At 42.8% G+C, this 24268-nt stretch carries 20 protein-coding genes; 7 read left to right on the top strand and 13 right to left on the bottom strand.

The genetic code is table 11. From position 1 onward, the window contains the following. Positions 1-42 precede the first annotated feature (42 nt). The 4 genes from N482_RS23250 to rlmD form a co-directional block, all read right to left on the bottom strand. Entirely contained in the window at positions 43-1677 is a 1635-nt protein-coding gene (locus tag N482_RS23250; protein ID WP_063379315.1) for a CTP synthase, read from the bottom strand. A 111-nt stretch (positions 1678-1788) separates the two neighbouring features. Further along, positions 1789-2580: a nucleoside triphosphate pyrophosphohydrolase gene (gene mazG / locus N482_RS23245; RefSeq protein ID WP_063379314.1), complete on the bottom strand. Its 792-nt coding sequence runs from the start codon at positions 2578-2580 to the stop codon at positions 1789-1791. Positions 2581-2589: 9 nt separating this feature from the next. Continuing rightward, the gene (gene relA / locus N482_RS23240) at positions 2590-4746 is read right to left on the bottom strand and encodes a GTP diphosphokinase (protein ID WP_063379313.1); all 2157 of its coding nucleotides are present in this window, start codon (positions 4744-4746) and stop codon (positions 2590-2592) included. A 6-nt stretch (positions 4747-4752) separates the two neighbouring features. Then, a complete protein-coding gene (rlmD, locus tag N482_RS23235; RefSeq protein ID WP_063379312.1) occupies positions 4753-6057 on the bottom strand; it encodes a 23S rRNA (uracil(1939)-C(5))-methyltransferase RlmD in 1305 nt (434 codons plus the stop codon). A gap of 82 nt (positions 6058-6139) precedes the next feature. On the opposite strand from rlmD, the gene barA reads away from it, so the two are divergent. Then, positions 6140-8908, top strand: a complete 2769-nt coding sequence (gene barA, locus N482_RS23230; protein WP_063379311.1) for a two-component sensor histidine kinase BarA — start codon at positions 6140-6142, stop codon at positions 8906-8908. A 65-nt stretch (positions 8909-8973) separates the two neighbouring features. Here barA and N482_RS23225 read toward each other — a convergent pair whose 3' ends face one another. The 8 genes from N482_RS23225 to pspA all read right to left on the bottom strand — a co-directional run bounded on the left by N482_RS23225 (position 8974) and on the right by pspA (position 15546). After that, complete coding sequence (locus tag N482_RS23225) at positions 8974-9315, bottom strand: 4a-hydroxytetrahydrobiopterin dehydratase (RefSeq protein WP_063379310.1); 342 nt, start codon at positions 9313-9315, stop codon at positions 8974-8976. 10 nt (positions 9316-9325) lie between these two features. Then, complete coding sequence (gene phhA / locus N482_RS23220) at positions 9326-10123, bottom strand: phenylalanine 4-monooxygenase (protein ID WP_063379309.1); 798 nt, start codon at positions 10121-10123, stop codon at positions 9326-9328. A gap of 214 nt (positions 10124-10337) precedes the next feature. Continuing rightward, positions 10338-11516: a methionine gamma-lyase gene (megL, locus tag N482_RS23215; RefSeq protein WP_063379308.1), complete on the bottom strand. Its 1179-nt coding sequence runs from the start codon at positions 11514-11516 to the stop codon at positions 10338-10340. A gap of 177 nt (positions 11517-11693) precedes the next feature. Then, the gene (locus tag N482_RS23210; RefSeq protein WP_063379307.1) at positions 11694-12719 is read right to left on the bottom strand and encodes a YcjF family protein; all 1026 of its coding nucleotides are present in this window, start codon (positions 12717-12719) and stop codon (positions 11694-11696) included. Then, a complete protein-coding gene (locus N482_RS23205; RefSeq protein WP_063379306.1) occupies positions 12716-14122 on the bottom strand; it encodes a YcjX family protein in 1407 nt (468 codons plus the stop codon). The genes N482_RS23210 and N482_RS23205 overlap by 4 nt, the downstream gene beginning before the upstream one ends. 52 nt (positions 14123-14174) lie before the next feature. Beyond that, positions 14175-14576: an envelope stress response membrane protein PspC gene (gene pspC, locus N482_RS23200; RefSeq protein WP_063379305.1), complete on the bottom strand. Its 402-nt coding sequence runs from the start codon at positions 14574-14576 to the stop codon at positions 14175-14177. Continuing rightward, positions 14573-14806, bottom strand: a complete 234-nt coding sequence (gene pspB / locus N482_RS23195; protein ID WP_063379304.1) for an envelope stress response membrane protein PspB — start codon at positions 14804-14806, stop codon at positions 14573-14575. The genes pspC and pspB overlap by 4 nt, the downstream gene beginning before the upstream one ends. Positions 14807-14886: 80 nt before the next feature. Beyond that, positions 14887-15546 carry a phage shock protein PspA gene (gene pspA / locus N482_RS23190; RefSeq protein ID WP_063379303.1) on the bottom strand — a complete coding sequence of 220 codons (660 nt, stop codon included), beginning with the start codon at positions 15544-15546 and terminating at the stop codon, positions 14887-14889. Between the two features lie 183 nt (positions 15547-15729). Between pspA and pspF the strand changes: the two genes are divergently transcribed. From pspF to N482_RS23160, 6 genes are read left to right on the top strand one after another with little or no spacing between them, the layout of a single operon-like run. Further along, positions 15730-16815: a phage shock protein operon transcriptional activator gene (pspF, locus tag N482_RS23185; RefSeq protein ID WP_063379302.1), complete on the top strand. Its 1086-nt coding sequence runs from the start codon at positions 15730-15732 to the stop codon at positions 16813-16815. Between the two features lie 47 nt (positions 16816-16862). Continuing rightward, on the top strand, positions 16863-18473 hold the full coding sequence (locus N482_RS23180) for an ABC transporter substrate-binding protein (protein ID WP_419555068.1): 1611 nt from the start codon (positions 16863-16865) through the stop codon (positions 18471-18473). Then, positions 18473-19504 carry an ABC transporter permease gene (locus N482_RS23175; RefSeq protein WP_063379301.1) on the top strand — a complete coding sequence of 344 codons (1032 nt, stop codon included), beginning with the start codon at positions 18473-18475 and terminating at the stop codon, positions 19502-19504. Before N482_RS23180 ends, N482_RS23175 begins: the two co-directional genes overlap by 1 nt. Beyond that, positions 19491-20384, top strand: a complete 894-nt coding sequence (locus N482_RS23170; protein WP_063379300.1) for an ABC transporter permease subunit — start codon at positions 19491-19493, stop codon at positions 20382-20384. The genes N482_RS23175 and N482_RS23170 overlap by 14 nt, the downstream gene beginning before the upstream one ends. Further along, complete coding sequence (locus tag N482_RS23165; protein ID WP_063379299.1) at positions 20384-21391, top strand: oligopeptide/dipeptide ABC transporter ATP-binding protein; 1008 nt, start codon at positions 20384-20386, stop codon at positions 21389-21391. The genes N482_RS23170 and N482_RS23165 overlap by 1 nt, the downstream gene beginning before the upstream one ends. After that, entirely contained in the window at positions 21376-22137 is a 762-nt protein-coding gene (locus tag N482_RS23160; protein WP_063379298.1) for an ATP-binding cassette domain-containing protein, read from the top strand. The genes N482_RS23165 and N482_RS23160 overlap by 16 nt, the downstream gene beginning before the upstream one ends. A 54-nt stretch (positions 22138-22191) precedes the next feature. Here N482_RS23160 and N482_RS23155 read toward each other — a convergent pair whose 3' ends face one another. Then, positions 22192-24105, bottom strand: coding sequence for a SurA N-terminal domain-containing protein (locus tag N482_RS23155; RefSeq protein WP_063379297.1), 1914 nt, complete (start codon positions 24103-24105; stop codon positions 22192-22194). Positions 24106-24268: the final 163 nt, after the last annotated feature.

Genomic DNA, 24268 nt, shown 5'->3' with positions numbered 1-24268 from the left:
ATGCAAACAAAAAAGCCGTGCACTCGTGCACGGCTTTCTCATTTAAGAGTTTTCTTTCTGGTGGCTAAATGCTGCACCTACAAACCCTTCAAACAATGGGTGACCATCGCGCGGGGTTGAAGTAAATTCCGGGTGGAACTGCGCTGCAATAAACCAAGGGTGATCTTTATTTTCAATGATCTCCACCAGCTTTTTATCTTCTGAAAGGCCAGTAAACGCAAGGCCAGCTTGCTCTAGCTTTTCTACGAAGTTATTGTTCACTTCATAACGGTGACGGTGACGCTCAGTAATTTCTGCGTTGCCATACACTTCGCGAACTTTTGAGCCTTCAGCTAAATGGCACAGCTGTGCACCAAGGCGCATAGTACCGCCTAAATCAGACTCTTCTGTACGCGTTTCAACGTTACCATCAGCATCTAGCCATTCGGTGATCAAACCTACAACAGGGCTTGGTGTATTCACGTCAAACTCTGTTGAGTTTGCACTTTCAAGGCCTGCAACATTACGTGCATATTCAATCAATGCTACTTGCATACCTAAACAAATACCTAAGTAAGGAACTTTGTTTTCACGTGCATATTGTGCAGCAAGGATTTTGCCTTCAACACCGCGGTTACCAAAACCACCTGGCACCAAAATGGCATCTAGATGAGCAAGTAGTTCAGTACCTTTGCTTTCGATATCCTGAGAATCGACATACTCGATATTCACGGTTACACGATTTTTTAAACCAGCATGTTTTAACGCTTCATTCACTGATTTATATGCATCTGGAAGTTCGATGTACTTACCAACCATACCAATCGTCACTTCTCCCGTAGGATTAGACTCTTGATATAAAACCTGCTCCCACTCAGACAAGTCCGCTTCTGGGCAATCTAAATAGAAGCGACGACATACTAAGTTATCCAACTCTTGAGATTTAAGAAGCGCAGGGATCTTATAGATGCTGTCAACGTCTTGCAGTGAGATAACCGCTTTTTCTTCCACATTTGTGAATAGTGCGATCTTCGCTCTTTCATTTGCAGGTAACTTACAGTTAGAACGACATACAAGAATATCCGGCTGAATACCGATTGAACGCAGCTCTTTTACTGAGTGCTGTGTCGGCTTAGTTTTAACTTCACCCGCAGCGCCAAGGAACGGAACAAGCGTTAAGTGCATGAACAATGCGTGTTCACGACCGAGCTCAGTACCTAGCTGACGAATTGCTTCAAGGAACGGTTGTGACTCAATATCACCAACAGTACCACCAATCTCTACGATGGCAATATCGTGACCTTCAGCACCTTCGATTACGCGGCGCTTAATGTCATTTGTGATGTGAGGGATAACCTGAATAGTTGCGCCAAGGTACTCACCTTTACGCTCACGACGAAGTACATCTTCAAACACTCGACCTTGCGTAAAGTTGTTACGGCTAGTCATCTTGGTGCGAATAAAGCGCTCATAGTGACCAAGGTCAAGGTCTGTCTCCGCCCCGTCTTCAGTTACGAAAACTTCACCATGCTGAATCGGGCTCATTGTGCCAGGGTCAACATTGATATAAGGATCCAGCTTAAGAATTGTCACATTAAGGCCACGGGCCTCTAAAATCGCAGCCAATGATGCAGCTGCAATACCTTTACCCAAGGAGGAAACTACTCCGCCCGTTACGAAGATAAATTTTGTACTCATGCGAACCCTAGAAATATCAAGGAAAATGGAATTTAAATAAGAATCAAGACGGGGCAATAGTATAGCAAAAGCCCAATTAGCAATCCAGCAAAATTATTGGGCGAATGATGTTTAAGTTTTAGACTGTTGTTTTATGTGCTCCCATGCAGCATCCATTTGCTCTAGGGTAGCTTCATTTAACTTGATATTTTCTTGTGCAAGTACAGATTCTACTTGCACAAACCTATTGGTAAATTTATTACTTGCCTGACGCAATAATTGTTCAGGGTCCCGCTTAGTGTGACGAATAACATTTACGGTCGCAAAAAGTAAATCTCCGAGTTCCTCTGCGCTGTGTTCGGAATAAGGATCTTCGGCTAATGCCTCATTCACTTCTTGGACTTCTTCTTCCACCTTTTCTAGTGCACCATGATAACTTGGCCAATCGAAGCCCAGTGATGCAGCACGCTTTTGAATTTTCTTCGCCCGCGTCAGTGCAGGCAAACTCACCACAATATCAGCACCAAATTGTAGGTCTTTGTTGTCAGCCACACGCTCAGCTTGCTTTATCGCTTGCCACTGCGCGTCGAGCTCTTCTTCGGACAAAAAGGTTTGCTGCTCAAAAACGTGAGGGTGTCGGCGGACAAGTTTTTCGTTCAACCCAGCCACAATGGCGTCAAAGTCAAACAACCCTGCCTCCTTACCCAACTGCGCATAAAATATAACTTGGAATAGTAAATCTCCAAGCTCGTCTTTGAGACCAACGAAATCCTCTTTTTCAATAGCGTCCGCAACTTCATGCGCTTCTTCCAAAGTATGAGGCACAATGCTCTTAAAGCTTTGTTGTTTATCCCAGTCACAACCTGTTTCAGGATCTCGCAGCTTAGCCATAATGACTAATAACTTCTGTAAATTTTGGCTCATGAGTTCACCTTAATGTTGCCTTTTCGCTTCAAATACACCGTCGGTTTGCAGCAACTTTGTAAGCAATCGGTTGGTCGCTGACAAATCACCTACTTCTATTTTCATTGTAAAGATTGCCACGCCTTTCTCATGTTGTGTTTGCACATTCATATTGAGCACATTGACTTTTTCATTGGCTAAAACAGCACTAATGTCACGAATTAGCCCTTGCCTATCGTTCGCTTCAATACGAATTGTTATCTCGTAAAACGACTGCACATCTTCGGACCAACTGACCGCAATTTCCCGTTCAGGGTGTTGCTCCGTGATATGCGCAAACGCGTCACAGTCAGCTCGGTGTACAGCAATACCTCGCCCTTGCGTGATATAACCTACAATGTCATCCCCCGGTACCGGCTGACAGCATTTCGCAACGTGACTTAGCAAACTACCCACGCCCTCAACCACAATGCCATTTTTATCGCCCTTGTGTTTTTTGCGCGTACTGAGTTTTAGCTGTGGCTCTACTTCTGGCTTATCTTGGATAAAATTCAAGAATTGATTAATACGCACGTCGCCTGCGCCGATGGCGACCATCAGATCATCAAGCTCTTTAAAGTTAAAACGCTCAATTGCAGGTTCTAATTCTTTGTAGCTGATGTCTAACTTTTGCAAGTGACTGTCTAGAATTTCCTTACCAGCCTGCAGATTCTTGTCTCGGTCTTGTTGTTTAAACCAATGGTGTATCTTGCTTCGTGCGCGCGATGAGTGAATATAACCCAAAGAAGGATTTAGCCAATCTCGGCTCGGTGACGGGTTTTTCTGCGTTAATATTTCAACTTGGTCGCCAGTAGAAAGCTTATAGGTAAATGGGACTATTTTACCAAACACTTTGGCCCCAATGCAGCGATGACCAACATTCGAGTGAATATAGTAAGCAAAATCCAGCGGTGTAGACCCTAAAGGTAAATCAAAAATATCACCGCGCGGGGTAAAGACATACACCCTGTCTTCCACCACTTGGTTTTTGAGCTCTTCTGCAAACTCGCTACCATCAACCACTTCCTCTTGCCATTGAAGCAGCTTTCTTAGCCAACTGATTTTTTGCTCGTATCCAGAACCTCTACCTGGTAATGCGCCTTCTTTATACATCCAGTGCGCAGCAACACCCATTTCAGCATCTTTATGCATTTCTTGAGTACGTATCTGGATCTCCACGGTTTTTCCTTCCGGACCAAATACCACTGTATGGATCGACTGGTAACCATTCTGTTTTGGCGTTGCAACATAGTCGTCAAACTCTTTGTTCAGGTGACGCCAATTTGTGTGCACAATACCAAGTGCGGCGTAGCAGTCTTGTATTTCATCTACGACGATACGCATGGCACGAATATCAAATAGCTGCTCAAAAGCATAATTTTTCTGTGCCATTTTTTTGTAAATACTAAAAATGTGCTTTGGCCGACCATATACTTCGGCTTTAACATTGGCGTCAGCCAATTTTTGCTGAACAGACTCAACCATGTTGACCATGTAAGCTTCTCTGGCCAAACGCTTATCTGCTAGCTTTTTAGCAATCGTTTTATAACTATCTGGGTGCAAATATCGAAACGAGAGATCTTCTAGCTCCCACTTTAGCTGGCCAATACCAAGACGATTCGCTAAAGGGGCAAATATATTGGCGGTTGTTTTTGCTGCGACAACGCGCTCTTCTTCACTGGCGTCTTTGACACTGCGTAAGTAGCAAATTTGCTCAGCCAGTTTGATCACCACGGCACGAACATCTTCAACCATAGCGAGCAACATGCGACGAATTTTGTCAATTTGTACATTGCCCTTGCTTTGGTGTGCCAGCGTACTGATTGACGCCATTTGATCGACGCCCTTTAAAAGCAGCGAAATGTTTTCACCCAGTGATTGTTCAACGGCTTCAAAATCTAGCTGCTCAGCAATAAAGTAAGGTGTCAAAAAAGCACTTGCGAGAGATTCGGCATCAAAATTAAGCTCAGCCAAAATCTCCACAATCTCAATGGCCTTCTCGAGCAGATCAGCATCGGCTTCCTCGGGGCATAATGCATACGCTTCATTGAGCCGAAGAATCTTATCTTCTGACAAGTTGAGTAATGCCAGCCGCGCATCAAAGTCTGCGGGGAGTTTTGCGTGATGAGATTGGCGAGTCGCGACCATATTTGACTACCTCCTTTGGAACAACGCCATAGTTTCAATATGCCCCGTGTGTGGAAACATATTCATCAAGGCGATTTGGCTCACTGTAAATCCAGCTTCAACTATTTGTGCACTGTCTCTTGCCAACGTAACAGGGTCACAAGACACGTAGAGAACCTGTTCAAACTGTGCAAGCGGTAACTGCTTGAGTACTTCATAAGCACCAGTGCGGGAAGGGTCTAACACCAACGTATTAAACTCTTTGTTAAACCAAGCTGCTGACGCCATATCTTGGGTCAAGTCAAACTGGAAAAACTGAGCATTATCGATGCCATTAGTGTGCGCATTTTGAGTGGCCATTGCAACAGAAGAAGCAACCCCTTCAACACCAATTATTTGCTTTGCTCGTTTTGCCATCAACAATGAGAAATTACCGATCCCGCAAAACAGATCCAATACTCTATCGGTGTTCTTCAGCTGCAACCAACCCATTGCCTGAACCAACATGGCGTCATTGACTGCCGCATTCACCTGAATAAAGTTATTGAGTTTAAATTGAAAGCGAATATCGTCAACTTGGTACTCTGGGAGCATGTCATAATGCACCTCTCCAGAGCCGTCATCCCAAAGCACTTGCCAAGGGAGTTGCGCTGATAATATTTGTTTTGCCTTTTCTTCAATTGGCTTGGTATGACGCAATAAAATAAATGGGAAGTTATCCGCTTCGCATAATTGAATGTGACTAACACTTTTAAATTGCGAATGGCTATTGAGGGCACCTCGTAATAAAGAGAAGACCTCTTGATACACTTCATTTAATACTGCACACTTTTGAACCTCGACAATTTTTTTCGACTTTGCAGCGCGAAACCCTAATTTTAAGGATTTATTATTCTTGTCTAAATAGGTTGCGATTCTGCCTGCGCGGCGATAATGAAGGCTTTCACTTGCAATCGCATCGTGCCAAGGTAATGCTTGGATACCTGCAAACTTTGCAAAAAGCTTCTCAACTGCAAGCTGCTTGTGGCTTATTTGCGCGCTCTTTTCTAAATGCTGCAACGAACACCCGCCGCATTCGCTGTAATGCGGACAAAATGGTTTTACCCTATCAGCACTTGGTGTGACTACCTTTTCAACGACCCCTTCAAAAAGCTTGGCCTTTTGTTGCAGTACACGCACTTTAATCTGCTCTGAGGGTAGTGCACCGTCAATAAATCCAACTTTGCCTTGATGCTTGGCTACCCCGCGTCCGGTGTGATCAAGAGACTCAATCGAAACTTCAAAGACTTGCCCTTTACCTGTTGTTTTTTTAGCACGAAAAAATTGTGCCATGCATCGCCCCTTTTACATTGCTAAACACCAGTGAACTCGCTACTCTAGAGTTCATAATTATCAAAGTTTTATATTGCTAAATATGTCAAAATTGAGCTTACGAGATAGCGTTTTGTTGCTTACTCTGATCCCGACGGTGTTAATCGGTTTAATACTTGGAGGGTATTTTACTATAAATCGCTACGTAGAGCTTGAACAAATCCTGAAGCAACAAGGCACCAGTATCGCTAATGCACTGGCGATGACCGTAGAGCAGCCACTTACCACGAAAGATAAAGCCAAGCTCCACGGCATCATCACTAAGGCTCACAATCAGCATGCCTCTTTAGTTAATAGCATTGCCGTTTTCGATAAGCATAATCAACTCGTCATGACTAGCAATTATCACAGTGAGTTTAATAACCTTCACTATCGGGGCAATGTCGTTGCCTTGCATGCGACTGAAGTGCAAAAGCTACGCAATAACTACGTGATTTTTGCCCCTGTAAAACATTATGGGACAGGCTCTGAATGGCAGGAAGCCCATGCACAAACAACCGCTGTATTGATGGTTGAAATCAGTCAAGATCAAGCCATTATAGGTCAACAAAAAGCATTATTATTCAGTAGTGCAATTATCCTTGTGGCACTCTTTTTAAGCGCTTTATTGTCAACGCGACTTAGTCGGATGTTTTCTACACCGCTCTCACAGCTACAACTTGCAACAGACAAATTAATTGAGGGGAAAACCGATATTGGTGTTTACAACCCCATGCAGGGTGAGTTTGATATGATGCGTCAGGGCCTGATCACCATCAGTGAAAAAATGGTGGGTCAACGTGATGAAATGCAAAAGCATATCGATCAAGCAACCAGTGATTATAGAGAAACGCTTGAGCAGTACGAAACTCAAAATATTCAGCTTAATATTGCTAAAAAAGAAGCGCAGGTTGCAAACCGCGTTAAGTCAGACTTCCTAGCAAAAATGAGTCACGAACTCCGTACACCGTTAAATGGCGTTATCGGCTTCACCCGACAGCTATATAAAACACCGCTCAATAAACATCAAAAAGACTATTTAGATACCATAGAGCTTTCAGCAAACAGTCTACTCACCATTATTAGCGATATATTAGACTTTTCGAAGCTTGAAGCTGGCGCGATGGAGCTAGAGAACATTCAGTTTCAATTGCGTGACGCGGTGAACGAAATAATGACTCTGCTTGCTCCAAGTGCCTATGAAAAGCAATTAGAGCTTTCAATTGCAGTTAACCGTCAAGTGCCAGATAACTTGGTTGGTGACCCTACACGATTTAAGCAAGTGCTAATTAACCTTATTAGCAACGCGATAAAGTTTACAGAAAAAGGCTCAGTAAAAGTAGATATAAGCCACCGCCTAAAAGGCGATACACAGACTTCCTTATTAGTCTCTGTGAGTGATACAGGTCTGGGTATTGCACAAGAAAAACAAGATACTTTATTTACCCCGTTTGCACAGGCTGATACCAGTATTACACGTAAGTTTGGTGGAACTGGGCTTGGCCTGATTATCACCAAGCACATTGTAGAAGTGATGCAAGGGCGTATTACATTGAATTCTGCACTCGGTAGTGGCTCATGCTTTACGTTCAATGCCATTTTCACTTTACCCAATCGTCTATTCAACGATGACCTGCCTTGTAAACCGCTTGAAAATAAACGCGTGCTATATTTCGAGCCGCAAGAACATACTCGCAATGCTGTATGTGCGCAAATTGAAAGTTGGCACATGCAAGTAACTGTGTGTGTGAGCGATGAAGCTTTTCAAAATGCCTTGTCACAAGAATTTAGTTATGACATCTGCTTAGTTGGCAATATGGCAACAGTAGACGACATGCAAACAGTGAAAGGGTACATCAATCAAGCCCGTAACAAAGCTGATTACCTGTACTTGATGGTAAACACGATTTCTCACAATATGCGAGAGTCTTTAATAGGCAGCGGCGCGGATGCGTGTATCAGTAAACCTTTACACCATAGAAAACTGTGCGAAATGCTAGCAGCGCCTTATCGATTGGACCACCCAGATCTTTCTATTGAAACGGACAACTCGACTCACCTGCCACTGAAAGTGCTTATTGCAGATGATAATGATGCCAACCTCAAATTGCTCTATACCCTTCTTGAAGAGCAAGTAGAAACTATTGAGACGGCACACAATGGTGCTCAAGCGGTCGGTTTGTGTAAAACTCACAAATACGACTTAATTTTTATGGATATTCAAATGCCGATCATGGACGGTATCACCGCATGCAAGAGCATTAAAGAATCTTCCATGAACGATGATTCTCCGATTATAGCGGTAACCGCGCACGCGCTAGCAGGAGAGAAGGAGCAGCTGGTTAAAGATGGTTTTAGTGGGTATATGACCAAACCTATCGATGAAGATATGTTAAAGCAAATTATTTGTGACCACAGTGCAGCTTCCCCAGTTGAAAGAGCACAAAAGGAAGAGCAACTTGTTAGCAGTGTCGCCCCATTTGAAAGTCATTTACTAGACTGGAACCTCGCTTTGCAGCGCGCTGGTCATAAACCGCATCTAGCACTCGAAATGCTTAATATGCTACTTCAAAGCGTACCCGAAACTATCGAGTTTTTGAATGCAGCAAGTGAACAAGAAGACCCTGAACAACTGTTAAAAATAGTGCATAAGTTCCACGGTGCTTGTTGCTATACGGGTGTGCCAAAACTCAAACAATTAGCTGAAACAATAGAAACCGCTTTGAAACAAGATAAAGGGTTTAATTATGTTGAGCCGGAAGTGTTAGATTTAATAGATGAACTTACCAACTTGAATCAAGACGCCGAAATCACAACAGTATCAAGCTTATAAGTATGTGTTTATTAGTTGAATAAAAAAGGCGCCCTAGAGGCGCCTTTAACATTCCGATTTTTCAATTACAATGCCGCGAACACTTCGTCCGTTTTAGCAGCACAGATGAAATCGTTCTTGTGAAGACCTTTAATAGAATGGCTCCACCAAGTTACAGTCACTTTGCCCCACTCTGTCAGAAGACCTGGATGGTGGCCTTCTACTTCAGCCATATCGCCTACTTTGTTTGTAAACTCTAGCGCTAGTTTAAAGTTTTTGAACTTGTAAACTCTTTCTAATTGCATGATCCCGTCACGTACTTCAGGTACCCAGTCAGGGATCTGCTTAATCAATACTGCTAACTCTTCGTCTGACACTTTAGGCGCATCCGCACGACACGCTTCACATTTTTGTGCACTTAAAGACATGGATGGTTCCTTAACTTGCTAATTTGTTTTTAGGTGGAAATTTAGGTTCAAACAGACCCAGTTCTTTCGCTCTTTGTACTAAAGACATGATGTCCATTTGAGAAATATCAAATAGGTCATCAATCGAGTTAATGGTGTAGTACAGAGGCTGCATTATATCAATTCGATATGGAGTACGAAGTACATCTAATACTTCTAATTTGTTGATCTCTGGTTTATCAGAGTAAACGTATTGCGTTTCGCCGGGGCTAGATAAAATACCGCCGCCGTATATACGTAAACCATTCTCAGTTTGCATCAGGCCAAACTCAACAGTAAACCAATACAGACGAGCTAAATAAACGCGATCTTTTTTCTCAGCCGCATATCCAAGCTGACCGTACTTGTGTGTAAATTCAGCAAATGCGGAATTTGTCAGCATTGCACAGTGACCAAATATTTCATGAAAAATATCTGGCTCTTGTAAATAATCAAACTCTTCACGGGAGCGAATAAAGGTTGCTACTGGAAATTGTTTGTTCGCCAACAAACGAAAGAATTCATCGAAATCAATTAATGCGGGCACTGGTGCGACCTGCCAACCAGTTTCGTTTTCGAGTACTGCATTAATTTCGTGCAACTGTGGAATACGATCGTGAGGTAAGCCTATTTTCTTTAGACCTTCCATATATTCGTCACATGCCTTTCCTTCAATGCACTTCAGTTGTCTAGCAACTAATTCAGACCAAATTTTATTCTCTTCGTCGCTCCACTCGATGATGCCTTGCTCATTCGGCTGCTTGGAGGTGTATTTACTAGATTTAGCCATAGTAACCTTCTTAAATTTTGATCCCCACTTCTGCTGGTGGAGCGTTCAAACCTGTTATCTGGATACTATGTAAAAGTGAGCAAAATATTAATAGTAGGGACGTAAATGCCCCTACTAAAAACCCGGTTTTTTGTACAGTTTAAATTACGCCTTTGAACACAAAACAGTACACACCTTATTTAAATAGACTTAAAGAGAGGTTAAGTGTAAATAATTATATACACAAAAATGAATTCTCAAGGTCTTCGATAATATCTTCAGCAGCTTCTAACCCAACCGAAATTCGGATCAACCCATCTGATATACCCGCAGCCAATCGTTCTTCTGGTGTATAAGGAGAATGAGTCATTGAGGCGGGGTGCTGGATCAGCGTCTCAGGGTCACCTAAGCTCACAGCCAAAGTACATAGTTTAGTTGCATTGATAAATTGCTCACCATCGGCCAACGTCCCCTTAATTTCAAAAGCAATAACGCCACCTGCCGCTTTCATTTGATTACCGATAAAGCGATGGCCCGGATGACACTCAAGACCGGGATAATACACCCGTTCTACTTTATGGTGAGACTCCAAGTACTCTGCGACTTTTTGTGCACTTTCACAGTGTCTTTCCATGCGAATATGGAGGGTTTTTAGGCCGCGATTGATAAGCCAAGCATCGTGAGGGCTGATAGTTGCACCGATGTCTTTTAGTACCGTAAGTTTAACGGTTTCGATGTGCTCTTTGCTCCCACATACTACGCCAGCGACCACATCACCGTGGCCATTCAAGTACTTAGTCGCACTGTGAATAACAATGTCGATACCAAAATGTTTGGGTTTTTGCAGTAATGGCGTCATAAAGGTGTTATCGATAATACTGATAAGTCCATTTTTCTGAGCAAACTCGCCTAGCATCGCTAAATCCAATACAGTCATATTAGGGTTAATGGGCGTTTCAGCAAATAGCATTTTACTATTCGGTTTAAGTGCAGCTTTAATCGCTTCGAGATCGGTCATATCCACGAAACTGACTTCGATACCAAATTTAGGTAGCATGTGGGCGAATAATGCAAAACTACAGCCATACAGCGCACTGGATGCAATAAGATGATCACCCTGCTGTAAAAAACTCAGTACCGATGCTGACACAGCGCCCATACCTGTTGCTGTCGCCGCTGCGTCTTCCATTTCTTCCAGTTGAGCCAGTTTCTCTTCTAGCTCTCGTGTCGTCGGGTTACCTAATCTAGTGTAAATATACCCGGCTTCTTCACCAGCAAAGCGGGCAGCGCCTTGAGCAGCATTTTTGAACTTGAAAGTAGAACTCTGATACAAGGGCGCAGTCAACGCACCATGCGGATCTTCAAAATGATTAGGACCGTGGATACAATTCGTTTGATCATGTAACTTCTTCATTGCTTGCCTGTTGTTATTATTCAAAAGTTTAATACCTGTATGTAATTAGATATTCTATGAACGATAAATGCACAAGCATGCCGGAAGTTCAGATGGCTATGTGAGAAAGATTAATATTATGAGGCTGTACACATATCTTGTCACTCCTGCAAGTTTAAGACATGTGCAATTTGCGCATTAGTTTTGCTTAAGCAGTCGATTCGCTAATTTTTTAGCAAATGTAGTGAGAAAGTTTGCTTTATTTTCTAAGCGCGGGATCGGCCGACATAACTCCATTGCTTTATACCCAAGCCTTGCAGTGAATACACCGGCACTTAGACCCTGAGCAGAGCGCGCTGAAAGCTTACCTAGTAATTCTGCACCTAAGCTAGTCGCAGCCAAATCACTCAGTAATTCTGTCGCACCGACAAACACAATCTGCTTTGCCAGCAACTTATACAGTTTTATACGACTGCGATAACCAAGCTCTACGCCATAATGTTTACTCAGTTGCTCCACCAAACTCACCCCTCGCCAAAGTACAGCCAGCATATCTGTGATAGCCATTGGGCTCAACGCCACCATTAAAGCAGAAGTGGTCGCATATTGAGATATTATGTCCTTTGCCGCATCGTCTTGGTTTTTTAGTACACTTTGCTCGTACAGCTGAATGACTTCTTTATCGGTATAGTGGCTTTTCAGGCTCGCTTGAAATTCATCAACCGTATCTTTGGGTAGCTTTTTAAATATGGGTGCAAGCCAGTTTTGAGCTTCACCTATTTGGTTACTATTGAGTAGTCTTGAGGCATGCTCACGCCTTACCTCTAAGTTTTTCAGCGTGCGTAATGCAACCACCTCATTAATTAAAAATTTGCCAGCCCAACCCAAAGCCGACACTACACACAAAGCATAAATACCAGCGAGTACAATACTTTGTTGAAATGCAGTGTAAATAATCCACCCCATTTCAATAGGAATAAGCACCATCAGGCTTAACAAAAAGCCATGTCGCCATCCAAAGCGATTATTTGAGAATCCAAAGCTAGTTTCCATTTGCTCATCGCTTGTTTGGCGACTAAGCACTTTTACGTCATCAGAAGAAAACGACGATTGCGCTTCAAATCTTGCGCTTTGGCCGTTAGATTTGTGTGTTTGTAGAGTCTCTTCTGAGGTTTCTTTGGTATCAATCCTACGGCCAGCTTGCCACTGTTTTGATTTTGTCATCTCAGCTTATCTCCTATCAAAAACTGTAACGTGTGGTCTAAGCGGATATGTTCAAGCTGACCTTGAAAAGCGGGCATCGGGTAAAAAGACAAAAATTCGAACCCCTGCTCTGGCCAACTAGAAGGCAGTAACACATGATCTGGTGGTTCGGGTGGCAAGAATGTAATGAATTGAGATTCGTTCAGTGGTTTGCCATATACACAGTTTAATGCCTTGCCTTGATCTTGTACTTGCTTATGTTGACAGCTTTTTACCGACGAGATTGTCATAGTATCCACTTCAACCCCAGCAAACTTAAGTTCATTTTCATGTTCACATAATAGCTCATATAACAACCGAGTTAAGTTGTCTTGCTCCGTAATGGCAACTGCATCGCACTTGTTTGCAGCAAATAAAACCTTGTCTATTTTAGGTTTGAATAAGCGCTGTAAAACACCACTTTTACCATGATTGAACATACCCATGGTCTCTCTCAACGCTTGTTGGGTTTGTACTAAGGTTGCCGGGCCATCATTCAGTGCACCAAGTAAATCAACCAAAACCAATTGCCTGTCAAATGCGCAAAAATGCTCTTTATAAAAAGGCTCAATGACTTGTTTTTTGTACGCTTCAAACCGCTTCACAAGCTCTTCGTATTGTGTTCCCTCGATAATTTCACCATGACTTGGTAACGGAAAAAACTGAATAATTGGTGCACCAGCCAAATCACCGGGTATGAGCATTCGTCCAGGTTGTAACTTTGCCAACCGAGTCTCATATTTGAGGGTTTTCAAAAGCGCACAATACTGCTTTGAAAGCGCATCCAACGCAGCTGAATCTACTGGCGCTTGTGTATTAAACTGATTGAGCTGAGACAGCAATGGCTGGCAGTACTTTGAAAACGCAGGCTCAGATAGAGCTTTTAGCTGTGAAAGACTCCATTGCTCAAAGCTCATGTTTAGCATTGGCAAGTCCATAAGCCACTCGCCTGGATAGTCGATTAGCTCTAGATAAACTGTGTGGTCATCTGAAAAATGCTGTCGTACACCACTATTGCTTCTAAACTTAAGCGCCAAAGTAAGCGTATTAATACGCTCTGTTGAAGGAGGCCATGTAGGGTCTTCAGCCAATAGACAAGCAGCTGCACTGAGATAATCAAACGTGGGAATATCTAGTACTTTTTGTGGCACCAACTTACAAGCGATGAGCCGGTGATCTCTTACAACATCGAAAAATGGCAGGTTTTGGCTATTTGCTTGCGTTGTTAAGTGCTTAACAAGTGCCGTTATGAAAGCCGTTTTACCACTGCCACTAAACCCTGTGACAGCCAGTTTGATATGCTGATCGAGTGATCGCTGTATTGTTTTTTGCGCTTTTTGTTGAAGCTTTTCAAGTGTTTTTTGGGTTGTGAACTTTAACCTCATTGAATGGTAATTCCTTAACATTGGCGGCGTGGCGAGTCCTCGCCACTGACCGTTAAAGCTTATTTATTTCCCTTTTTACCGTAAACTCCGTGGAGGTAACATAACGCTCCATATTTTGGATGCGGCTATCTAACTTGCCAAGTCTATCTTTTAAGTCAAACAAAGCTTGACGGGGCGGCTCTCCCTTTTGCCATACCTTAAATTTTACTGAAACCGGATCACTGTCATGGTTGTTACCAACATGATCTAGTTCTAGCTCCTTTTTATCTAAAATAAACCAGCAAGCAATATAAATAACAACAAATAAAGGGCCACCAGATAACAAGACGGCAGTAACGAATAAGATACGTACCAACCACAGCTCCATATTGAAGTAATCACTCAATCCGGCACAGACCCCGGCTAATTTGCCTCGTTTTGGGTCACGATATAACTCTCTTCGTCTCTGGCTCATACTTTGCGTCTCCACTCTGGTGACTCTTGATCTAACAGCGCCTCTAATGTCTCTACGCGTTCAGCCATCTTTTCTGTTTTATGTGCAAGCTCAAGCAATTGACGGTGCTCGTGCTCGCTCAGACCCTGACTCAGCTGTTTTTTGCTTTTGTAATGAAGAATGAGCCACAGCGGCGCTACCACAATTAAAAATAAGACAACTGGGGCAACTAATATTTCTGCGTCAAACATAATCTTCTCCTGTTTATTTTGGTCTTGGCAGCGTAATTATTGTTTTATTGCACCTACTTTAACAGTAGGTGCAATTAGGTTCACTTATTTGCCAGCTTTTTCTTTAAAGCTTCTAACTCGTCATCTACTTTTTCATTCTTTTGTAGGTCGGCTATTTCATCGGCCAATGATTTTTTACCAAGATCGTACGCTTCCACTTGCGATTCAAGGCCATCTATTTTGTTTTCATAACGCTCAAAGCGATTTAATGCATCTTCAACTTTTGAACTGTCTAATGCCTTTTTAACGTCGAGTCTAGACTCAGCTGAGCGCTGTCTCAATACAATTGCTTGCTGGCGAGCTTTAGCATCTGCGAGCTTTTCTTGCAGCGTAGTCACTTCTTGTTGCAATTTTTCAATGTGAGACTCAACATGGCTCAACTCTGCTGCAACGCTTTGTGCCGCATCTGAAGCTTTTTGCTTTTCAAGCAGTGCTGCACGCGCTAGGTCTTCGCGCTCTTTTGTTAAAGCAAGCTCTGCTTTTTCTTGCCAATCATTAGCTTGCGAGTTTAATTGTGCACCCCGTCTCTCCAACTCTTTTTTCTCAGCTAATGTTTTAGCTGAAGTAGAACGTACTTCAACCAATGTATCTTCCATTTCTTGGATGATAAGACGAACCATTTTTTCTGGATCTTCAGCTTTATCTAAGATGGCATTAATATTAGAATTAACGATGTCAGTAAAACGTGAAAAAATTCCCATAATCTTTTACCTCGTTGGTTATGATTTATATTACTGGGTTTTATGTATCAAATAGCTTGCCAACTTTAAAATAAAAATTAACCCTTACATTTCAATGACTTATAAATATAACAAAAAGCTTTCCATCGCTATTTTTTTCAAATAAACTATAACTTAGTCAAAAAAACTAAGAGTTAGGCAAATATGAGTCAGTTCCGCCAACAAGATAACCTTTTGGGTCAATCCGATAGCTTTTTAGCCGTGTTAGATCAGGTTTCCCAACTCGCGCCGCTCGAAAAACCTGTTCTTATTATCGGTGAACGTGGCACGGGTAAAGAGCTTATTGCTGCCCGCCTTCACTTTCTTTCAGAAAGATGGGATCAAAACTACGTCAAACTCAACTGCGCAGCGCTAAACGAAAACTTGCTAGAGAGTGAGTTATTTGGTCATGAGTCTGGCGCTTTCACAGGTGCGAGCAAGCGACACGAAGGCAGATTCGAGCGAGCAAATGGCGGCACTTTGTTCCTAGATGAACTGGCAAATACATCCGCCATGGTGCAAGAAAAACTTTTACGCGTTATCGAGTACGGTGAGTTTGAACGAGTTGGTGGTAAACAAACCGTTAAAGTAGACACCAGACTAGTCTGTGCAACAAACGAAGACTTACCAAGCTTGGCCGAAAATGGAGAGTTTAGACATGACCTGCTAGACCGCCTAGCATTTGATGTAATAACGCTGCCACCACTTAAAGCTCGTAAGGAAGACACCTTGTTGTTAGCTGAGCATTTCGCAATCAACATGGCGCGAGATCTCGGCTGGTCATTATTTAGCGGATTTACCCGTAAGGCCACAGACACCCTGCTTGAGTACGAATGGCCAGGAAATATTCGAGAGCTTAAAAATGTTGTTGAACGCAGCCTGTATCGCCACGGCAACGAACACCTCCCTGTACATCAAATAAATTTTGACCCATTTGATAGTCCATTTCGACCTCAGCAAAGAATAAAGGCAGCGAAAAATACAGACACATTGCGTTGTGGATCGGCACAAACAAATTCACAAGAGCCTGAAAATCAGAATGAGCCGATAGCTTCTACCTGTATATCATTCAACTTTCCTTGTGATCTAAAATCCCTCTCCAGCGACTATGAGATAGAGTTACTTAAAAAAGCACTTGAATTTAGTCAATTTAACCAAAAGAAAACTGCACAAAACTTGGGATTAACGTATCATCAGCTGAGAGGCTATTTGAAAAAATACAATTTGTTAGACTCACAACAAGAGGCTTAACTGTGGTCACTGCGATGACTGACTTACTGACTAACTCCCAACGCTATATTAAGCATTTATGGCTGCCTGCTATTACCCTGTTTATAACAGCATGTAGTGATGTAAAGCAGGTTGGAAATGCTAGTAAAACACAAGGCATAGTATATTGCGCTGAGGCAAACCCTGTATCGTTCAACCCTCAGGTCACGACGATAGGGTCAACAATAGACATTATTGCCAATCAACTTTACAACTCACTGATTAGCATAGATCCAATAACCGCTGAGTTTAAGCCAGAGTTGGCGACAGAGTGGCATATAAGTGAAGATGGTAAAAAAATCACTTTTAAACTCCGTGAAGGGGTCGAGTTTCATTCTACTGATTATTTTATACCGACTAGAACAATGAATGCAGATGATGTGATCTTCTCTTTCAGCCGCTTGTTCGATGTTTATAACCCCTACCATTTTGTCCATGACGCTAGCTATCCATATTTTCAAAGTGTCGGAATGGATCAATTGATCAGGAAGATTGTCAAAGTTGACAACTACACAGTACGTTTCGAATTATTCAGTGCCGAAAGTAGTCTACTTTCTAATATCGCGACCGATTTTGCAGTGATTCTTTCTGAAGAATATGCGATGCATAGGGCATCACAAGACCAAAAGCACCTATTCGATAATATGCCTGTTGGTACGGGCCCCTACAAATACAAACACTTTTTACGTGATAATTTAGTACGCTTTCACAAACATGAAAATTACTGGAAGCATGACTACGCAGTAGATCAGCTCGTCTATGACATAACTACCAATAACACGACTCGCATCGCAAAAATGTTGACCAAAGAGTGTGATATCGCCTCACACCCAAGTGCTACTCAGCTTGAAGCACTTTCTGCTAGGAAAGATATCGTGGTAGACAAAGCCGTAAATCTAAATGTGGGATATTGGGCGTTCAATACTGAGAAGCCGCCATTTAACAACGTGTTAGTTAGAAAGGCACTAGCACACAGCATCGACTTTGACAAAATCATGCAAGCCGTTTTTTATGGTAACGGTATTGCAGCTAAATCTATTTTACCTCCTTCCTCTTGGGCCTTTGCCGCTCAACAAATGCCTGTATATGATCCCGCTAAAGCCAAAGCATACTTAATTGAAGCAGGCTTTCCAAATGGCTTTGAAATGACATTATGGGCCATGCCAGTTTCTAGAATTTATAACCCAAATGCCCGAAAAATGGCCGAACTCATTCAAAGTGACCTACGCCAAATAGGCATCCGTACACGCATCGTAGAATTCGAATGGAATACTTTTATAGAACGTATTGGACGGCATGAACATGACAGCGTGTTACTGGGTTGGGCTGCAGACACACCAGATCCGGACAATTTTTTTAGTCCACTACTCAGTTGTACGGCAACTTTTACGGGAAAAAACCCCGCTAATTGGTGTAACCCAGAGTTTGATTTATTACTTACGCAAGCATTAGATACCAATGAACTTTCACTGAGAAAAAAATACTACCTCCAAGCACAAGCTATGCTTATTGAAGAAATGCCACTGGTTCCAATCGCCCATGGAGTGCGATTCCAAGCTCGAGGAGCCAATATTGAAGGTGCACAGTTGAGACCTTTTGGCGGTGTGTCTCTTGCCAATGTTAGAAAGGGCGAACAGTAATGCTTGATTATCTATTACGCCGATTTAGCTTGCTAATATTTATGTTGTTCGCTTTATCAGCGTTTACGTTCGGGCTGAACTACTTGTTTCCTGGAGACTTGCTAACCAACTTTAGCGGGCAGGTTAATACCAGCTTTAGTCAATCTCAAATGCTAGAAGAAAAGTACCGTATTAACGACAATGTACTGATCCAATACGGCGCCTTTTTGGAGAGATTGATAGAGGGGGATTGGGGCGTCTCTTTATCATCAGGACAAACCGTTTTCTCACACGTCACTTTACTTTTGCCAGCCACATTAGAACTATGCTTTTACGCCTTAGTCATGGCGGTTATGATAGGTATTCCAGCAGGTATTATTACCAGCGCATATCATAAAAAGTGGCCGGATAAAGTCATCAGTACTTTGACGCTACTTGGTTTTTCTATTCCCGTTTTCTGGCTCGCCTTATTGCTCATAATGGTTTTTTGCCTTGGTTTTGGTTGGTTTCCAATGTCAGGACGAATAGGCCTACTTTATGAGATACCCGCTGTAACCAATTTTATGTTGCTAGATATTTGGCTACTCGGCTTTCCTTATGGTGGACAAGCGTTTGTCGATGCTCTGCACCATTTAGCGCTACCGACGATTGTTTTAGCTATGTATCCAACTACGGTGCTTACTCGGTTTACACGAGACTCTATGTTAAATGTACTAGAGCAAAATTACATAAAAACAGCTCGAGCAAAAGGCCTTAACCGCAGGCAGATCATTCTCGATCACGCGTTGCGAAATGCACTGTTACCAGTTATTAAACAAATTGGTCTGCAATTCAGTACATTGATTACACTTGCAATGGTGACTGAAGTCATTTTTTCTTGGCCAGGTGTTGGCCGCTGGCTTATTGATAGTATTTACCAGCGAGATTACCCTGCTATTCAAGGTGGCCTATTGGCTGTATCGATGTTCGTGATATTCGCCAATATGTTAGCGGATCTAACCCACTCAATGCTCGACCCTGTCTCAAGGAACCAGTCCCATGGCAAAGTTTAGCTTATACAGTGAAGAGTCAAACCGCTCCCCCTTATCTCGCCTGTGGCGAAATTTTAAGGCAAACCATCTAGCACTTGTTGGCCTGTGGATGTTTATCGGCTTAACGTTACTGGCAATGACAGCTCCTCTACTTGCACCTTATGGGATAGACCAACAACATAGCGACGCATTACTATTGCCTCCTTCATGGCATGATGAGGGTGACGTGCACTTTATTCTCGGAACCGATGATTTAGGTCGTGATGTGCTTTCTAGACTTATGAACGGCGCTACATACACTTTTGGCTTGTCGATCATTGCGGCATTGATGACCACCATTATAGGCGTTGTGCTAGGCACATTAGCGGGAATTAATCGAGGCTTCAAATCAAGTATTTTAAATCACTTATTAGATATCACCCTCGCTATTCCCTCATTGCTTCTGGCCATCATTATCATCGCTATTTTAGGGCCTGGGCTACTCAATACCGTTTGGGCAATTATCTTAGCACTGCTACCACAGCATATTCATTCCGTTCGTAACCTTGTTGTTGAAGAACTGAACAAAGATTATGTGGGCGCATATAGATTGGACGGAGCAAGTAGAGCGCACATTTTGTTTAGAGGTATATTCCCTAATATCTATGAGCACATAGTGGTTATATTCACTTTGGCACTGTCCACTGCAATCTTAGACATTGCAGCACTTGGCTTTCTCAAGCTAGGAGCCCAACCACCCACAACTGAATGGGGAGCTATGCTGGCAGAAAACTTAGGCTTAATCTATATCGCGCCTTGGACGGTTGGATTACCAGGAGCACTGTTGTTTTTGTCAGTATTAGCCACTAACCTAGTAGGTGACGGGCTTAGAAATGCACTACAAGCGCGAAAGGCGACCTAATGCAATTATTAGACATCAAAAACCTGACCATAGAGCTGCCCACTGAAGACGGAATAATACGTGCCGTTGATAAAGTGAATCTGAGCTTGAAAGAAGGTGAAGTACACGCGCTTGTAGGTGAATCGGGCTCAGGAAAAAGCCTCATTGCTAAAGCCATTGTTGGCGTGCTTAACGCGCGCTGGCGTGTCACTGCAGATAGAATGCACTGGCAAGGAGTTGACTTGATGCGACTCAGCCCAGAAAAGCGCCGTAAGATCGTTGGGCGAGACATGGCTATGATTTATCAGGAGCCGAGACGAAGCTTAGACCCTACGGCAAAAATCTTTGAACAGGTTGCAGAGTCTTTACCTGATGACTGCTTTAAAGCGGGCTTTTTGGGCAGAAAAAAAGAGCGCCAAAACAAAGTAAAAGCACTGCTTCATAAAGTCGGGATCCGTGAAGATGAAAAAGTATCGAGTAGTTACCCTCATGAGCTTTCGGAAGGCGTCTGCCAAAAGGTAATGATTGCCATGGCCATAGCCAGAAGCCCAAAGCTGTTAATCGCTGATGAACCGACGACAGCACTTGAGAGCACGACCCGCGCCCAAGTATTTAGACTGCTAAAAAGCTTAAATCAGCTTAAGAACATGTCTATTTTGATGATCTCTCACGAATTAGAAGAAATTACTCAATGGTCACACGCCATGCATGTGTTGTACTGCGGGCAAATGGTAGAGGCAGGGCCAACCAAAAAGGTATTTAATGGTCCTTACCACCCATACACCCAAGCGCTTGTAAAGTCATTGCCTGATTATGCCCATGGCATTGGCCATAAAGCCCCATTCTATGCCCTTAAAGGAACGATCCCTCCGCTTCAACACCTACCAATTGGTTGTCGTTTAGGTCCTCGTTGTCCACAAGCTCAAAAAGAGTGTGTCGCCACACCAACATTGGTGAAGTCTCATGGCCATTCATATGCATGCCACTTTCCATTAAATAGAGAGAAAAAGAAATGCAACCCGTGCTAAAAGTGCAGGCACTTAATAAATCATTTAAAACCAGAGCTGGTCTGTTCAGCCGTCAGCAAGTTCAAGTTTTAAAAGGGGTCTCATTTGCAGTCACGCCGGGGCAAACTTTGGCTGTTATTGGTGAAACCGGTTCAGGAAAAAGCACCTTGGCAAAAGTGCTTGCGGGAGCAGAAGAGGTAGACTCCGGGCAAATACTCTTGAATGGAAACATGATTGTTGATGACGGCATTAAAAACCGTGAATGCCGACATATTAGGTTGATTTTCCAAGACCCCACGCGCTCGCTCAACCCTGGTTTGACAATTGGTGACATGCTGGATGACTGCTTGAAGTTTAATACTAAGTTCACTGAACAACAAAGAGAAAGCAAGATTGAGCTTACTTTGTCTCGAGTCGGATTGTTGTCGGAACATTATGATTATTACCCCCACATGTTTAGTGGCGGCCAATTACAACGTGTTGCCCTCGCAAGAGCATTGATACTAGATCCGAAAGTGGTTGTGCTCGACGAAGCGCTTTCATCTTTAGACCCATCAGTGCGCGCACAGATTGTGAATCTGCTTCTAAAACTGCAAAGAGAAACGGCTTTAAGCTACGTATTAATTACTCATCACCTGAGTTTGGTAAAGCACATGAGTGATAAGCTACTGGTACTAAATAAAGGTGAGGTGGTTGAATATGGTCCGAGCGAGACGATATTTAATAACCCTCAGTCGAGGGTTACACAAAAATTGCTTGCAGTTTAACCTTAAATCACCACTTGAATTCAGACATTTAAAAAGGCGCTTAAGCGCCTTTTTTTAGTTTTCTTCAGTGACTTCAAATGAACTCGGTTTGTTCACTTCAGCTGTACTTTCAAGAGCACTCAAAAGCGCCAGATAATTTTTGTTAACCTGTGTTCTAGTAATGCTCTGTTTTTGTTGCGGCTGAACTTCGTCAGTTATCTCTGCTAGCTTAACAGCTTTCACCACCAATAACGCAGAATCACCATTATTTAGCTCTACCATTGACTTAGACACACTATCAGCAGCTGGGTGAGGCAACTTGAATGCTTCACTCACTAAAGCAGGCTGAACCGCATAGCTTTGACGCGCCAATGCTTCTTGAGTTTGTACTTCAAGAGATTGTTCCGCTGCAATATCAGCAAGCGACGTGCCTTGCTCAAGTTTTGCATACAACTCAGTCGCTTTCTCTTTAGTAAGCTCAGTCGCTTTGTCATTTTCTAAACGAGACTTAATCTGTGCGGTGACATCTTCTAGCGCTCTAACCGTTGCCGCTTTATGCTCTGCAACACGCACGACTACCATATGCTCTGGCGCAATTTCGATAACTTCTGAATTCACACCATCTTCTAAAAGCTCTGGCGTAAATACAATATTCGTCACTGCAGGTTGGTTAAGCGGGGCAGGAAGCAAGTTGCGAGCAAGTAGCTCTGTATTCTTCACTTCAAGATTTGCAGCCACTGCTGCTGCTTCCAAAGAATCTGCAATTTCAAATGCCAACTCACGAACTTCTTCCTGTTTGCCATAGAATGCATCGATCTTAGCGTTTTGCTCAAGCTCGGCACGTAATTCATCCGCTACTTCTGCATATTCTTTACTTTCTTGTGCTTGAAGATCAGTCAGTTTAATAATGTGAAAACCAAACTCAGATTCAACAACCTCTGAGAAATCGCCAATATTTGCTAGCGCAAATGCAGCAGCTTCAAATTCTGGCTCCATCATGTCACGATCAATCCAATCTAAGTCACCGCCGAGTTCACCACTGGCAATATCGTCTGACTGTGATTCCGCTAATTGAGCAAAATCCGCACCGCCTTGAAGCTGCGTGTAAAGCGCTTCAGCTTTTGCTTTTGCAGCTGATGCATCACCACCACTTTCAACTAAGATATGAGATACACGGCGTCTTTCTTCTTCTAGGTACTGTGCCTTATTTTCTTCATAGTAGGCTTTTACATCTTCTTCTGTAATAGCTTCTTCCAGTTCAATGTCAGACGCTTTTAGTTCGATGTAGCTTAACGCAACCTGCTCAGGTGACTGGAACTGTTCTTGGTTTAAATCGTAAAAGTCTTTAATCTCTTCTTCACTAACAGATACTTGATCTTTAACCGCATCTTTACTTAGTACGAGGTAGTCTACATCACGAGTTTGTTGCTGAAGTGCAAGCACATGCTTTACTTCGTTATCCAATACAAAATCAGAACCTGCTAACGCAGATACTAATTGATTACGTGTCATTTCCTGACGAAGGTACTCACGAAACTCATCGGGTTGGAAGTTCATCTGACGAATAAGTTGCAAGTAACGGTCGTTACTAAATTCACCACCAATTTGAAAATACGGCATTTCAAAAATGGCTTGTTTAATTTGGTCATCGCTTACACGAAGGCCTAACTCAAGTGCCAACTGGTTTTGTAATTCTTGCTGCACAAGTCTGTCTACAACGCCCTGACGGATCTGCGCCATGTAAGTTGGATCTGAAGCGATTTGTTCAAAGTATTCACCAAACTGTTGCTCTAATCTGCCACGCTCGTTTTCGAACGCTCTAGAAAACTCTAGTTGGGTAATTTTAACTCCATTGACTTCTGCCACTGGCTGCTCTGTGGTTTGACCTAGGTAACCACCGATCCCTGCCAGCGCAAAAGACAAGATAACTGCACCAAGAACGATCTTGGCAGCAAGGCCTTGCGAGCCCTCTCTAATCTTTTCAAGCATTTGTTCTATCTCTTATCTAAGTCAAAGCACCGAGGTACTTTGCATCAGTTAGCTCATGTAAAAAAAGCGTATCTTACCAGATACGCTTTTTATCTTGAAGCTTATCGCGTTCAATTAACTCTGTTTCGCAACAGGGTTAATTGCAAATTGTATAAGCTATATT

The organism is Pseudoalteromonas luteoviolacea NCIMB 1942 (assembly GCF_001625595.1).
Lineage (GTDB): Bacteria > Pseudomonadota > Gammaproteobacteria > Enterobacterales > Alteromonadaceae > Pseudoalteromonas > Pseudoalteromonas luteoviolacea_A.
The sequence above is the reverse complement of the archived record's forward strand: the minus strand, read 5'-3'. Positions and strand labels throughout refer to the sequence as shown.

What these genes read in the sequence shown, in the direction of transcription:
- N482_RS23250 (WP_063379315.1), bottom strand. Translation starts at nt 1,677, where the DNA reads ATGAGTACAAAATTTATCTTCGTAACGGGCGGAGTAGTTTCCTCCTTG.
- mazG (WP_063379314.1), bottom strand. Translation starts at nt 2,580, where the DNA reads ATGAGCCAAAATTTACAGAAGTTATTAGTCATTATGGCTAAGCTGCGA.
- relA (WP_063379313.1), bottom strand. Translation starts at nt 4,746, where the DNA reads ATGGTCGCGACTCGCCAATCTCATCACGCAAAACTCCCCGCAGACTTT.
- rlmD (WP_063379312.1), bottom strand. Translation starts at nt 6,057, where the DNA reads ATGGCACAATTTTTTCGTGCTAAAAAAACAACAGGTAAAGGGCAAGTC.
- barA (WP_063379311.1), top strand. Translation starts at nt 6,140, where the DNA reads ATGTCAAAATTGAGCTTACGAGATAGCGTTTTGTTGCTTACTCTGATC.
- N482_RS23225 (WP_063379310.1), bottom strand. Translation starts at nt 9,315, where the DNA reads ATGTCTTTAAGTGCACAAAAATGTGAAGCGTGTCGTGCGGATGCGCCT.
- phhA (WP_063379309.1), bottom strand. Translation starts at nt 10,123, where the DNA reads ATGGCTAAATCTAGTAAATACACCTCCAAGCAGCCGAATGAGCAAGGC.
- megL (WP_063379308.1), bottom strand. Translation starts at nt 11,516, where the DNA reads ATGAAGAAGTTACATGATCAAACGAATTGTATCCACGGTCCTAATCAT.
- N482_RS23210 (WP_063379307.1), bottom strand. Translation starts at nt 12,719, where the DNA reads ATGACAAAATCAAAACAGTGGCAAGCTGGCCGTAGGATTGATACCAAA.
- N482_RS23205 (WP_063379306.1), bottom strand. Translation starts at nt 14,122, where the DNA reads ATGAGGTTAAAGTTCACAACCCAAAAAACACTTGAAAAGCTTCAACAA.
- pspC (WP_063379305.1), bottom strand. Translation starts at nt 14,576, where the DNA reads ATGAGCCAGAGACGAAGAGAGTTATATCGTGACCCAAAACGAGGCAAA.
- pspB (WP_063379304.1), bottom strand. Translation starts at nt 14,806, where the DNA reads ATGTTTGACGCAGAAATATTAGTTGCCCCAGTTGTCTTATTTTTAATT.
- pspA (WP_063379303.1), bottom strand. Translation starts at nt 15,546, where the DNA reads ATGGGAATTTTTTCACGTTTTACTGACATCGTTAATTCTAATATTAAT.
- pspF (WP_063379302.1), top strand. Translation starts at nt 15,730, where the DNA reads ATGAGTCAGTTCCGCCAACAAGATAACCTTTTGGGTCAATCCGATAGC.
- N482_RS23175 (WP_063379301.1), top strand. Translation starts at nt 18,473, where the DNA reads ATGCTTGATTATCTATTACGCCGATTTAGCTTGCTAATATTTATGTTG.
- N482_RS23170 (WP_063379300.1), top strand. Translation starts at nt 19,491, where the DNA reads ATGGCAAAGTTTAGCTTATACAGTGAAGAGTCAAACCGCTCCCCCTTA.
- N482_RS23165 (WP_063379299.1), top strand. Translation starts at nt 20,384, where the DNA reads ATGCAATTATTAGACATCAAAAACCTGACCATAGAGCTGCCCACTGAA.
- N482_RS23160 (WP_063379298.1), top strand. Translation starts at nt 21,376, where the DNA reads ATGCAACCCGTGCTAAAAGTGCAGGCACTTAATAAATCATTTAAAACC.
- N482_RS23155 (WP_063379297.1), bottom strand. Translation starts at nt 24,105, where the DNA reads ATGCTTGAAAAGATTAGAGAGGGCTCGCAAGGCCTTGCTGCCAAGATC.